The organism is Jeotgalibacillus alimentarius (assembly GCF_000829445.1).
GTDB classification, from domain to species: Bacteria; Bacillota; Bacilli; order Bacillales; family Jeotgalibacillaceae; genus Jeotgalibacillus; species Jeotgalibacillus alimentarius.
Window position 1 is genome coordinate 11425 of sequence record NZ_JXRQ01000028.1, and the last position, 12857, is coordinate 24281.

The 12857-nt window shown below is 46.3% G+C and carries 12 protein-coding genes; all 12 read right to left on the minus strand.

Translation table 11 applies throughout. The features are described from left to right. Positions 1 to 540 precede the first annotated feature (540 nt). Positions 541 to 1686 (minus strand): non-hydrolyzing UDP-N-acetylglucosamine 2-epimerase, encoded by a 1146-nt coding sequence (wecB, locus tag KP77_RS14480; RefSeq protein ID WP_041123461.1) that lies wholly within the window; start codon positions 1684 to 1686, stop codon positions 541 to 543. Positions 1687 to 1714: 28 nt separating this feature from the next. Next, positions 1715 to 2344: a uracil phosphoribosyltransferase gene (gene upp, locus KP77_RS14485; protein ID WP_041123462.1), complete on the minus strand. Its 630-nt coding sequence runs from the start codon at positions 2342 to 2344 to the stop codon at positions 1715 to 1717. Between the two features lie 397 nt (positions 2345 to 2741). Beyond that, entirely contained in the window at positions 2742 to 3977 is a 1236-nt protein-coding gene (gene glyA, locus KP77_RS14490; RefSeq protein WP_041123463.1) for a serine hydroxymethyltransferase, read from the minus strand. Positions 3978 to 4098: 121 nt separating this feature from the next. Then, positions 4099 to 4401 (minus strand): nucleotidyltransferase domain-containing protein, encoded by a 303-nt coding sequence (locus KP77_RS14495; protein ID WP_041123464.1) that lies wholly within the window; start codon positions 4399 to 4401, stop codon positions 4099 to 4101. Between the two features lies 1 nt (position 4402). Beyond that, the gene (locus KP77_RS17890; protein WP_327063132.1) at positions 4403 to 4570 is read right to left on the minus strand and encodes a nucleotidyltransferase substrate binding protein; all 168 of its coding nucleotides are present in this window, start codon (positions 4568 to 4570) and stop codon (positions 4403 to 4405) included. Positions 4571 to 4612: 42 nt separating this feature from the next. Then, a complete protein-coding gene (locus KP77_RS14505; RefSeq protein ID WP_041123465.1) occupies positions 4613 to 5146 on the minus strand; it encodes a TIGR01440 family protein in 534 nt (177 codons plus the stop codon). A 24-nt stretch (positions 5147 to 5170) separates the two neighbouring features. Next, positions 5171 to 5614, minus strand: a complete 444-nt coding sequence (gene rpiB / locus KP77_RS14510; protein ID WP_041123466.1) for a ribose 5-phosphate isomerase B — start codon at positions 5612 to 5614, stop codon at positions 5171 to 5173. 1 nt (position 5615) lies between these two features. Then, complete coding sequence (locus KP77_RS14515) at positions 5616 to 6068, minus strand: low molecular weight protein arginine phosphatase (RefSeq protein WP_041123467.1); 453 nt, start codon at positions 6066 to 6068, stop codon at positions 5616 to 5618. A gap of 344 nt (positions 6069 to 6412) precedes the next feature. Next, positions 6413 to 7420, minus strand: a complete 1008-nt coding sequence (locus tag KP77_RS14520; RefSeq protein ID WP_041123468.1) for a LacI family DNA-binding transcriptional regulator — start codon at positions 7418 to 7420, stop codon at positions 6413 to 6415. 33 nt (positions 7421 to 7453) lie between these two features. Then, entirely contained in the window at positions 7454 to 9394 is a 1941-nt protein-coding gene (locus tag KP77_RS14525; RefSeq protein ID WP_041123469.1) for a beta-galactosidase, read from the minus strand. 18 nt (positions 9395 to 9412) lie between these two features. Next, positions 9413 to 10597: a galactokinase gene (locus KP77_RS14530; protein WP_041123550.1), complete on the minus strand. Its 1185-nt coding sequence runs from the start codon at positions 10595 to 10597 to the stop codon at positions 9413 to 9415. Positions 10598 to 10602: 5 nt separating this feature from the next. Then, positions 10603 to 12849 carry an alpha-galactosidase gene (locus KP77_RS14535; RefSeq protein ID WP_041123470.1) on the minus strand — a complete coding sequence of 749 codons (2247 nt, stop codon included), beginning with the start codon at positions 12847 to 12849 and terminating at the stop codon, positions 10603 to 10605. Between the last annotated feature and the right edge of the window lie 8 nt (positions 12850 to 12857).

Consider the following 12857-nt stretch of genomic DNA (forward strand, 5'->3'; position numbering starts at 1 on the left):
TGAGAATGGAATTGAGGGCGGATATATAAGGGTTTTCGAGACATTTCAACAACCTATGAAAACCTTATCATTATACCCTTTAAAAGCATACAATAGGCACTAAATGATGTCAACGCGATCTCGACAAAAAGTTCATTAGATCACATATAGATTTTTCTGCGTTCACATTTTTGACAAACCGGTTTTTTAGGTGGTACTTGAGAGTTGTTTTTTGGTGTGGGATGTGTCCTGCTCTGGAGTTGAATCGGTGTATGGCTGGACGGTCCTGGTGCCAGGATTTGTGGATGAACGGAGCGTTACTGTGGGCGGTGTAATTCTTACACCTTTGCTGGTTATTCGATCATGTTTTTGATTATATCTATCACCTTTCATTTTATTCAACTTTTGGACGTGACGCGGCTGATATTTCTATGGGCTCCTGGAATATATCTATCACCTTTCACAATTATTCATTCACCTTTCACAATTATTCATTCACCTTTATCTCGCCTCGCCTGGCCCAAACAAAATCCCGCCCCTAACCCAGGAGCGGGATTTCTCTTACACGCGGAATGTATCCGGGCGCTGGTCTGTTTCTTTGAAATAGTAGCGGATTGCTTCTGCAATGCGGGCAGAGGCTTTGCCGTCACCGTATGGATTTGATGCTTTTGACATTGCTTCATAGGCAGCATCATCAGTCAGCAGTTCAGTGGCCATGTTATAAATCTGCTCTTCTTCGATTCCGGCAAGCTTCAATGTTCCTGCCACAATACCTTCCGGACGTTCAGTTGTATCGCGCAGCACGAGTACCGGCACACCAAGTGACGGTGCTTCTTCCTGTACGCCGCCTGAGTCAGTCAGAATCAGATGCGCTTTTGAGGCGAAGTTGTGGAAATCGATCACATCGAGCGGGTCAATCAGATGAATGCGATCGTCCCCACCGAGAATCTCCTGCGCGATTTCACGTACTGCCGGGTTCAGGTGCACAGGATAGACGACCTGGACATCCTTTTGCTCTTCTACGACGCGCTTGATCGCGCGGAACATATTTTTCATCGGCTCACCTAGGTTTTCCCTGCGGTGCGCTGTCACAAGAATTAAACGGTCTCCATTCAGCTGATCAAGAATGTCACTCTGATAGTCGGAATTGACAGTGGTCGATAGCGCATCGATCGCTGTGTTACCTGTGACGAAGATTTTCTCTTCAGGCTTATTTTCCTGAATGAGATTTTCAGCAGACTGCTCTGTTGGCGCAAAGTGAAGGTCTGCCATGACGCCTGTCAGCTGTCGGTTCATTTCCTCAGGGTACGGTGAATACTTGTTCCACGTACGCAGGCCTGCTTCCACATGACCGACTGCGATCTGGTTGTAAAATGCCGCAAGTCCCGCGACAAATGTTGTTGTCGTATCGCCGTGTACCAGCACGATATCAGGCTTTGTCTCTTTCATAATACGGTCCAGCCCTTCAAGCGCACGGGTTGTGATGCCTGTAAGCGTCTGACGGTCTTTCATGATATTTAAATCGTGATCCGGTGTGATACCGAAAATGTTCATTACCTGATCGAGCATTTGGCGGTGCTGGGCAGTTACGGTCACGATCGGTTCGAAATGCTCACTCTGCTTTTTGAGTTCTAATACGAGTGGTGCCATTTTAATGGCTTCAGGTCTCGTGCCAAAGATTGTCATGACTTTAATACGTTTTGACATGATGGTCTCCTTTACTGATGAGAACGATTTATTTTGTACCGAATAATCTGTCGCCTGCGTCTCCAAGACCAGGAACGATATAGCCTTTTTCATTCAGCTTTTCATCAAGTGCTGCGATATAAATATCTACATCGTCGTGCTCTTTTTTAATTTCCTCAACGCCTTCAGGAGCTGCTACAAGGCATAGGAACTTAATGTTTTTCGCACCGCGCTTTTTCAGGGAGTTGATCGCTTCAACTGCTGATCCACCTGTTGCAAGCATCGGGTCTACAAGGATGAAGTCACGCTCTTCAACGTCTGAAGGCAGCTTCACGTAGTATTCAATCGGCTTTAAAGTTTCAGGGTCACGGTAAAGACCAACGTGGCCGACTTTAGCAGCCGGAATCATCTTCAGAATACCATCCACCATGCCGATTCCTGCACGCAGGATTGGTACGATTGCAAGCTTCTTACCTGAAAGGATTTTTCCTTTTGTTTCGCTTACCGGTGTCTTAAGGTCAATTTCCTCCATTGGAAGGTCGCGTGTAATTTCAAACGCCATTAGTGTTGCAACTTCATCTACAAGTTCACGAAAATCCTTTGTTCCTGTCTGCACATCGCGGATATGAGTCAGCTTATGCTGAATCAGCGGATGATCAAATACGTATACTTTTCCCACACCTGTCACTCCTTTTAAATAGGTTTTGCTAGACGCCGCAGATTCTTTCCGTGGGGGACTGCGCTTTCCTGCCCCCAGGCGGTGAGCCTCTTCATACTTCGCATTGCGGGGTCTCACCTGTCCCTTCCTGGGGCGGGAGTCTCCGTCCCCCACTACAAGAATCTGCTGAGTTTGGTTAAAATGATCGTCTGCAAAACACTTATGTAAATTCTATTTTATCTTATTTATTATAAAGCAAATCCTTACGAAAGTTATCATACTTACAGGTTTTTTACAAGAAAGGTTCGTATGATGTATGGGAAGTGTTATGGAACGGTAATTGTACTGAATATTTTGATGGTTTACGTACCGTATCCCATCCAAAAAAGACTGCCCAGCTAAGGACAGCCTTCAAATTTTATTCGTATAGTGCAAAGCGGCTTGTGATTTCTTCCACTTTTGCTGAAGCTTCTTTCAGCTTTTCTTCGTCTTCATGGTTCTTCAGCACGTCTGCGATCAGTGCTGCGATTTCTTCCATTTCTTTTTCCTTGAAGCCGCGTGATGTGACAGCTGGCGTACCGATACGGATACCGCTTGTGACGAACGGGCTTTCAGGGTCAAATGGAATTGTGTTCTTGTTGACTGTGATACCGATATCATCCAGTACTTTTTCAGCCACTTTACCAGTCAGGTTTAGTGAGCGAAGATTTACAAGCACAAGGTGATTATCAGTGCCGTCTGACACAATATCAATACCATTTTGTTTGAATGCTTCTGCCATCGCTTTTGCATTTTTCACAACCTGGTCAATGTAATCTTTAAAATCCGGCTGCTGAGCTTCACCAAATGCAACTGCTTTTGCTGCGATCACGTGCATAAGCGGCCCACCCTGAACGCCAGGGAAAATAGACTTATCGATTTTTTTCGCGAATTCTTCTTTACAAAGAATCATACCGCCACGCGGGCCACGGAGCGTTTTATGCGTTGTTGTTGTAACGAAATGGGCATGTGGCACAGGAGATGGATGTGTCCCAGTAGCAACAAGTCCTGCGATATGCGCCATATCAACCATTAAGTAAGCGTCCACTTCATCAGCGATTTCACGGAATTTCGCAAAGTCGATTGTACGTGAATAGGCACTTGCACCTGCTACGATCATTTTCGGCTTGTGCTCAAGCGCTTTTTGACGGACATCTTCATAATCGATGCGCTCGTCTTTTTCACCTACACCGTATTCTACGAAATTATATAGTTCACCACTGAAGTTTACTGGACTTCCGTGCGTTAAATGACCTCCATGAGACAGGTTCATACCAAGTACTGTATCACCCGGCTTCAGGACAGAAAAATAAACAGCCATATTTGCCTGTGCACCTGAGTGCGGCTGAACGTTCGCATGCTCTGCGCCAAAAATTTCCTTCGCGCGGTCGCGTGCCAGATTTTCAGCTACATCGACGTGCTCACATCCGCCATAATAGCGGCGGCCTGGGTAACCTTCTGCATATTTGTTGGTAAGTACAGATCCTTGCGCTTCCATGACTGCTTCACTAACGAAATTCTCTGATGCGATCAGCTCAATTTTTGTACGCTGACGCTTCAGTTCATCCTGCATTGCTTCGAATAATGCCTGATCCTGCTGTTGAATCTTGTTCATTGTGAATCCTCCCTCATGTCCCGGGACTGTTCCCGTCTATGGTCAAAAATCTACTTCATCTTATCATGTTTTTTACGAATGTGAAAATGCCCTTTTTGCCAAAAAGGGCATTGTTATACGCTTACATCTTAATGTTACGAGAAATATAGAGCGGAATGTTCTTTTTTGCTATTTCATTTTTTAATTCTTCAGTTGCTGATTCCCAGCGAATCAGATCGAATTTTAAAAGTGTAGGAACCTCTTCAATCTTTTCAGTCAATTCCAGCCACTGCCTTTGATTTAAACGTGGTGCAATAATAGCAATATCAATATCAGAACGCTCATCTTCATCGCCATGAGCTCTTGATCCAAATAGTAAAAGCTGATCGACTGGATAAGTTTCAGCGATCTTTACCAGCTCGTTTTCAATACGCTTTGAAAGCATGTTATCCCTCCTGAAATTTACTTTTCAAAAACGTAAATACTGCTTTCATCTCAGGAAAATAGCCGTGAATATTTGAAAGGATTTCTCTGGCCAAATCTTCATTATAAGTATGGGAGGTTTCATTTCGGTCTTTAAGCATTTGAAGCCACGCCTCTTTTTTACTTATTATAACCTAAAACAACCGGCCTCCACAGACCGGTTGCTTCCACATCTATTCAAGTTCATACACAGCGCGTGAGCCGCCAATGAGTTTCGGTCTGGTACGCGCGAGTGTGATATGGGCTTCTCCGAGTGATTTGACAGAAACTCTTATCGGTACTGCGACTGGTCTTAAATGCATGCCAATCAGCGTATCCCCGATATCAATTCCACCGTGAGCCTGGATCCTCTCCACCGCTACTGGATCTTTCATATGACGGTATGCATAAGACGCCATCGCACCGCCCGCTTTGCGAATCGGAACAACCGTTACATCTTCAAGATTGTATCTTTCAGCCGCTTCACGCTCTATGATGAGCGCACGGTTGATATGCTCGCAGCCCTGAAACGCAAGGTGAACGCCCGTTTCATCAGCAAATGTGTTAAATGCTTTATAAAGTGCCTCAGCGACTTCATCTGTTCCTGATGTTCCGATTTTCCGGCCGATCACTTCAGATGTTGAACAGCCGATGACAAAAAGCTGTCCGCTTTTTAATGATGCCTGCTCCTGATATTCTCTCAGGATCTGCAGCAGTTCCTGATTCATCGCACGCCCTTCTTTCTGTAGAAATTAATGCTTTGATTCATATTCAGTCATTTTATTAATACGATTTTCATGACGTCCGCCTTCGAATTCTTCCTGAAGCCAGATCGATGCAATTTCGCGTGCCAGTCCTGGTCCGATCACACGCTCACCCATCGCAAGCATATTTGAATTGTTATGACCGCGCGTTGCTTTTGCGCTGAACGTGTCATGCACAAGCGCACAGCGAATGCCCTTAACCTTATTCGCTGCAATACTCATTCCAATTCCCGTTCCGCAGATCAGAATTCCGCGGTCAAAGTCACCTGCAGCAACTTTTTCAGCAACCGGCAACGCATAATCCGGGTAATCGACAGATCCTTCACAATCACAGCCAAAGTCCTCAAATTCAATATTCAATTCGTTTAAAAGGTCTGCTATTTCCTTACGCAGATTCGTTCCACCATGATCTGATGCTAATGCGACTTTCATATTAAAATCCTCCCTGTTCCTGTTTCGTGAGATTTTCGAGCATGCTATCCATTAACCTGTTCAATTCGTTAAACGTTGAGCGGTATACCTCAACCGGCCCGCCATACGGATCTGACACATCCAGCCCGCGCTCTGACGAAAATTCCTTCAGTGTAAAAATGCGGTCTGCCGCAAAAGGAAACTGCTCCATCAGCAACGCCTTGTGCGCACTCGTCATTGCAAACACATAATCCGCCCAGTGCACATCATCCTGTGTGACAGAATGCGAACGATGATTGTGCTTCAATCCATGCTCGTCCAGCACCTGCTGCGCATTGTGTGAAGCCATACCGCCTTCCATCGCGAACAGACCTGCTGAACGCACCTCAATCTGCGGTTCTTCTCTATGATTTAAAATTGCCTCAGCCATCGGACTCCGGCAAGTATTCCCTGTACAAATAAATAAAATCCTCATGAAAACGACCCCTTTTTAGGATTCTCATTACTCTTCTAGTCTATCACATTTTGGACACGTTTTCTTTCCGGGAGTGTTGGGGGGCTGGGAGGGGAAATTGTGGCTGCGCGGCAGCTGATATGCGGGGAGGCACTGCAGCTGCAGGGACGGCTCACTACAACTGCGGGTGCATACACAACAGCTGCGGCTGTATATACTGCACTCAACCCGGGCGTATCGTGCAGTTGCGCGGAAAGATACTACAGCCACCAGTCAAAACACTGCAACCACGAAAAGCTGAAGACCCGGGACAGTCCCGCCACTTCGCTCCCACTACAACACAAAAAGACCCGGCTCTGCCGGGTCTACTTTAATGGTCCGCTGCTTTCTCTGACTAGAAGGGTGGTTGGCAGGACAACTTTTTTGGCGATTTTGCGTTTGGATGTGAGCTGGTCGAGTAGCAGATCAACAGCTGCTTCTCCCATATATTCTGTATGAACCTGGATCGTAGTCAGGGACGGCTGCAGGTAACGTGACATTTCGATGTCGTTGAATCCGACGACTGAGACCTGTTCAGGAACCCGCACCCCTTTTTCATGAAGAGCCCGCATGGCACCGATCGCCATTGAATCACTTCCCATGATAAAAGCGGTTGGACCGTTTTCAAGCCTGAGTGCTTCCTTCATCAGTGTGTAGCCGTCTTCTGCCGTGAACTTGCCCGTCCAGATAAATTCAGGATGAAACGTATGATATAAAGACAGATATTCAAAAAAGGTCGTTTCCCGTTCGTCTTTGACCATTTCGTTATCCTGTACATATTCATGTCCGCCGATGTAGCCAATGCGTTCGTGGCCGTGCCCGATCAGATGCTTCAGGACATCAACCATTGCCGCACGGAAGTCCACTTCGACTGAATCCACATGTTTTGAAGGCGTGAAGTCAACGAGTACAAGGTGCGGTGCCCATTCTCTGAAGGTTGAAAGATCTTTTTCACTGAATTTCCCGACTGCAATGATCCCATCTAATGCGGCATCATTTCTGACGCGGTACGTATCTTCGTTTTTATACAGCTTTACGAGATTCACACCGCGATCCACGCAGGCACGCTCTACGCCAAGTCTGACAGAAAGGTAGTAAGGATCTTCAAGCTCCTGTTCCTCTGAGTACCAGTAAACGAGCCCGACACGTAATGTTTTCTGCTTCTTCCCGCCGGACTTTCTTTTGGTGCTTTGATAATTAAGTTCTCTGGCGATACCCAGAATTTTTTCACGCGTTTCGACTGTTACTGAAAGCGTCGCGTCATCATTAATGACACGTGACACCGTTGCCAAAGAAACGCCTGCTTTTAATGCTATATCTTTTAATGTTGCCATTTAAACCACCCGCCTGTGTCTGATCAGCTCTGATCATTCCTCTTCTTTACACTTTACCACTTTCGACCCAAAAGGTGCTAATGTTTCACCGCAGACTGTCTGACTTGAACCAGTGTGATTCATGAGGAAAAGGTGTCCATTCCGTTTGACTGCTTCTGTGCCTTCAGGCGTTTCAGTATGCCAGATACCATGATTTTTAATCACATCGAGCGCGAGCGGTTCAAGCACTGTTGCATCAAGTCCTGTTGCCAGGTAATATACATTTCCTTTACCAGTCCGGTTCAGCGTAAGTGCTGCCTGGTCCTGATAGAATTCGTCACTGTACTGCCAGAGTACTTCTGCACCCTTTGCTGTGACAAGATCCCGCCACACGCGCCCGCTGCTTTCCTGTCCATCGGTGCTTTTTACCGGAACAGTCTGATGGGCTGCCAGCGCTTCGGTTTCATAAATTTCAATCCCCGCGAGCTCAGCTACAGGACCAGGCAGTGTTTTTTCAAAATGAATGTTATTGTCACGATCCTTCAGTCCGGCGCGGAATGAAAAGATGATCGTCCCGCCTGCTTCTGCAAACTGTTTGAGTTTCGCTGCAAGCTCTTCATCTATGATCTGCATGACTGGAACTAATAAGACCTTATATTGTTCAAAATCGCGGTCTGACGGAATCACATCAATTGAAGCATTGTGTCTGTAAAACGGTGCGTAAAGTCTAAGCAGCTCAGCGTTAAAGTCAAAGCTTGCACTCTGTACCTGCGACTTCCACGACCAGATATTATCGTAGTCATATAAAACAGCAATATCCGATGTGATTTTTTCGTTTAATACATGTTCATAAGGCTGGATTTCACTGAACAGCGACTGAACTTCTTTAAACTTGCGGCCATAACGGTTATCCTGGTCCACGACACCGAAACAGAACTGCTCAGCCCCTTTTGTCATGCCTCTCCATCTGAAATAAAGCATGTTCGTACAGCCATGGGCGAACGCCTGATATGACCACATTTTTGCCTGGTTTGGCCTTGGCAGGTAGCCAATGACATTATGCCCCTGCGCTCCCATGAGTTCTTCAACGATCCAATAGTTCTGGTCCTTCAGCCCTCTGTTAAAGTCATGGGTCATCGCAATACCCGCCGGCGGAATCGGTTCAGTAAGACCTCCCCATACCGGATAATTATCATAGGAAACAAAATCCATCACACGTACATTTTCAGTATGATCAAATGCTTTATCAAAAAATCCGCCTGATACGTTTGTCGTGATCGGCTGATGTTTTCCTGCATGCTGCCTTGTTATGTCCGTCATTTTGTGGGCAAACTGATTCACTGACGCTGAACGGAAGCGTGTGTAATCAAGTTTTAAAGATGGATTATGTGTTGTGACAGTCGGTACAGGCATCGGAATTTCTGAGAATGAATTATACGTCTGTCCCCAGAAAATTGTGCCCCAGCGCTGATTCAGTTCATCCACGGTCTTATATTTTTCTTTAAGAAACGCATGGAACCCTGTATGACAGTGCTCACAAAAGCACCAGTCGCTGCCTTCATGCCCGAATTCATTATCGATCTGCCAGACCACCACGGCCGGCTCATCTGCGAAGTGTTTGACGACTTCTTCAGTGATTTTTGACGCGTAACGATTATATTCAGGTGAGTTAAAGCAGTACTGTCTTCTGCCGCCGAACGCCCGCACGTGTCCAACCTCATCTTTAGATAATATGGATGGATGTTTTGCGGCAAGCCAGGCAGGAAATGTCGCAGTCGGTGTGCCAAACATGACTGACAGATCACGCTTTTCAGCCTCCTCAATCACCTTGTCAAAAAAGGAGAAATCGAATTTCCCTTCTTCAGGCTCCATCAAGTGCCAGGCAAATTCCCCGATTCTGATCATATTTGCGCCGAGTTCTTTAATCCCATCCAGGTCTTTTTCGAGCATATTTTCAGGCCAGTGCTCCGGATAATAATCAACACCTACATACACAATAATTCCTCCATCCTGTCAGATCTGAAGCGCTGAAGCTTCCGACTTTGTCAGTTCTCTCGTTCCCTCGCCCACTTTTACCGTGTAAAAATCAGCTTCACGGGATGTCAGGCTGTGGTATTCTTCTCCAACATTCTTTTTAAATGCTTCTATATATTGATCTTCTACAATATTCACCGTACAGCCGCCGAATCCTGCACCAGTCATACGTGCACCGATTGTTCCTTTTTGCTTGAGGGCGGATTCCACTAATACATCAAGCTCTTCACATGAAACTTCATAATCAGTTCTAAGCGATTCATGAGACTGCTTCATCAGTTCACCGAGTGCGAAAAGATCATTTTCTTCGAGCACTTCAACTGCCCGCAGTGTACGCTCATTTTCCGTCACCGCATGTCTGACACGCTTTTGTTCATTTTCAGTCAGCATGTCTTCAGCTTCCTGCAGATCAGCAGATGTCAGGTGGCACAATTCAGTAACGGGAAACTTCTCCTTCAGTTTTTCAAGTGCCGCATCACATGTACTCCGGCGTTCGTTGTAAGCCGAATCAGCCAGACCGCGTTTTTTGTTCGTGTTTGCGATCACAATGGAGTGGTTACCGAGATGCAGAGGCACATAACGGTAATCGAGTGTTTCACAATTCAGCAGTACAGCCTGATCCTCAGCACCGAAGCCGACTGCGAATTGATCCATAATCCCGCAGTTCACCCCGATAAATTCATTTTCAACCCGCTGACTCAACTGCACCATCTCAAGATTAGAAAGCCCCATTCCATGCAGTTCATTCAATGCATGAACCGTGACAAGTTCAATGGATGCAGAGGATGACAGCCCGGCGCCATTTGGAATATTACCGTAGAAGTACAGGTCATACCCTGTTTCAGGCAGCTGATCCAGACAGGCATGAATCACACCTTTTGGATAGTTCGCCCAGCTGTCTTTTTCATCGTTCACTAAATGACTGAGATCCGCCTGAATCTGTCCGGTCTCAGGAAAATTTTCTGAATAGAAATTGATTGTGGTATCATGACGCTCTCTGATGGCAAGGTACGTGCCAATTTCGAGGGCACATGGAAGTACATGACCTCCGTTATAATCGATATGCTCACCGATCAGATTGACACGTCCAGGTGCAAAAAACACACGCACATCCTCTTCATTTCCGGCAAATTGTTCAATAAACGCGGCTATAATTGATTTCATTTCTCTCATCCTTCCTTTACCTCTGTCAATTTCCACACCGCTGATTGGAAATCACCGTAAAAGTGCGTATGTTCCATTTTGACTGTCCCTGTGAAAAACGGCGGGATCTGCCAGCCGATATTCATTAGTTCATCTCCGCCGTAGTGACGATTTTGAAGGGTACTTCCTTCCTGCCACTCGACCCCGTATACCTTCTCAGGGTCAAGCCCGCTCAGCCTGATCCGTTTCATCCCGGCATTTGGCTGTGAAAGTACGCGGTAAAACGCAATGATTGCTTCTGTTTGATCTTCAGATACCGTCATCCAGGCAGTATCAGATCCTTCAAATGGACTGAGCAATCTATAGAAGCGGCCAAACTGCAGCAGCTTTCTTTCTTTTTTAAAAAGAGTAATTTGATCTTTCAAGATTTTCCGCGTGTCTGAATCCATGTCCTGCGGGTCCAGCTCGTAACCAAAAGCACCAAACATCGCAACATGGAATCTGAAGTCTATTGGTGTTATGCGTCCGGTCTGGTGATTCGGTGACGCAGAGACATGGGCGCCCATTGAAGAGATCGGGTAAACGAGTGACGTACCATACTGAATCTTCAGCCGCTCCACAGCATCTGTGTTATCACTGGTCCAGGTCTGTGGCATATAGTAGAGCATCCCCGGATCAAACCGGTTGCCACCGCTTGCACACGATTCAAACAGCACATCAGGATAACGGGAAGTAATCTCTTCAAGCACCCGGTAAAGTCCAAGTACATAACGGAGCATCACTTCCCCCTGACGATCAGCGGGTAACGCATCTGAGTAAGCTTCTGTTACAGTCCGGTTCATGTCCCATTTCACATATGAAGCGCCCGATTCATCCAGAACGTGACGGATTGCTTCTATAATATAGTTCTGCACTTCCTTCTTCCCAAGATCTAAAATCATCTGATTTCTTCCCGGCGTATGCGGGCGATGCGGGGCTCTCAGCACCCAGTCAGGATGTTTTTCATACAGCCTGCTTTTCTCTGAAACCATTTCAGGCTCCACCCAGATCCCAAATGAGGTCCCGCTCGCTCTCACATCATCTGCAAGCCCTTTAAGCCCCTCCGGCAGCTTGCGCCGGTCAGCGGTCCAGTCCCCGAGAGAAGTCGTATCATTATTTCTCCCTTCAAACCAGCCGTCATCAAGGACAAATAGTTCGACGCCAAGTTCACTTGCAGAATCTGCGATATCTATGATTTTCTGATGATCAAAATCAAAATAGGTCGCTTCCCAGTTATTTAAAAGCACCGGACGTTCCTTCTGTTTCCAGACGCCTCTGAGCAGGTGATGATGATATAAATTATGAAAACTGTGGCTCATTCCGTTTAACCCCTGATCACTGTAGACGAGCACGGCTTCTGGTGTTGAAAACGTATCGCCAGCTGCGAGTAACCATTTAAAATCAAATGGGTTCAGCCCCATCATCAGCCTTGTGGATTCGTATGTATCCACTTCAATGCTGCCGCGGAAATTGCCGCTGTAGATCAGGTTCAGTGCAATCACCTCACCCTGATGCTCTGTTGTCTGCGGTCTTGCAAGTGCTAAAAACGGCTGGTGCCAGGAGCTGCTGACACCCTTTTTACTGTCAACAACGTGAACGCCCGGCTTTACAGGCGAGCGGTGAATATGACGCTCTCTGATCCAGGCGCCATCAAGCTGAATGGATTCATAATCATGATCAGGCAGATCAATCGACGCACTCATCATGCGGTTTATTGAAAATGCTTTTGTGCCATTATTGTTGATTTCACTGTGTCTTAAGATCACATTCTGATGATGAAAGACGGTATAAAACAGGTTCAGTTCAGCTTCTAAAATGTCATCTTTCAACGTGATCTGAAGCGTTTCACATTCTTCATCACTGCCATACACTGACGGCATCCCGGTGATTCCAGGTTTACCTGCTGTCACTTTGTAAGACTCGTACACAAAGTGACTGAGTTTTGAGCCTTGCGATTCTTCAATCTCAATCGCAGGCTCCCTGAAGTCAGATGTTCCGTAAGTCGGGTGCTCCTGCCTTGCCCACTCCAGGGTGAAACCACTATTTTCTATTGGAAAGTTCGCATTTCCAAGCGGCTCATTCGGCATTGGCGCCAGCCCCTCGAAGCTGGGTCGATCTTTCACCTTTTTACCGAAGTACGTTTGCTCGAGCTGACCATTTTCAAGGATCCTGATGATATAACTGACGTCTTTTCCCTGCAGATGAAATTGTGTGTCACACGTATAGATTGGCATGCTGAAAT

Excerpts from the sequence above, each read along its gene's own strand:
- wecB (WP_041123461.1), bottom strand. The coding sequence starts at position 1,686 with ATGTCAAAACGTATTAAAGTCATGACAATCTTTGGCACGAGACCTGAA.
- glyA (WP_041123463.1), bottom strand. The coding sequence starts at position 3,977 with ATGAACAAGATTCAACAGCAGGATCAGGCATTATTCGAAGCAATGCAG.
- KP77_RS14495 (WP_041123464.1), bottom strand. The coding sequence starts at position 4,401 with ATGCTTTCAAAGCGTATTGAAAACGAGCTGGTAAAGATCGCTGAAACT.
- KP77_RS14505 (WP_041123465.1), bottom strand. The coding sequence starts at position 5,146 with ATGAATCAGGAACTGCTGCAGATCCTGAGAGAATATCAGGAGCAGGCA.
- rpiB (WP_041123466.1), bottom strand. The coding sequence starts at position 5,614 with ATGAAAGTCGCATTAGCATCAGATCATGGTGGAACGAATCTGCGTAAG.
- KP77_RS14515 (WP_041123467.1), bottom strand. The coding sequence starts at position 6,068 with ATGAGGATTTTATTTATTTGTACAGGGAATACTTGCCGGAGTCCGATG.
- KP77_RS14520 (WP_041123468.1), bottom strand. The coding sequence starts at position 7,420 with ATGGCAACATTAAAAGATATAGCATTAAAAGCAGGCGTTTCTTTGGCA.
- KP77_RS14530 (WP_041123550.1), bottom strand. The coding sequence starts at position 10,597 with ATGAAATCAATTATAGCCGCGTTTATTGAACAATTTGCCGGAAATGAA.
- KP77_RS14535 (WP_041123470.1), bottom strand. The coding sequence starts at position 12,849 with ATGCCAATCTATACGTGTGACACACAATTTCATCTGCAGGGAAAAGAC.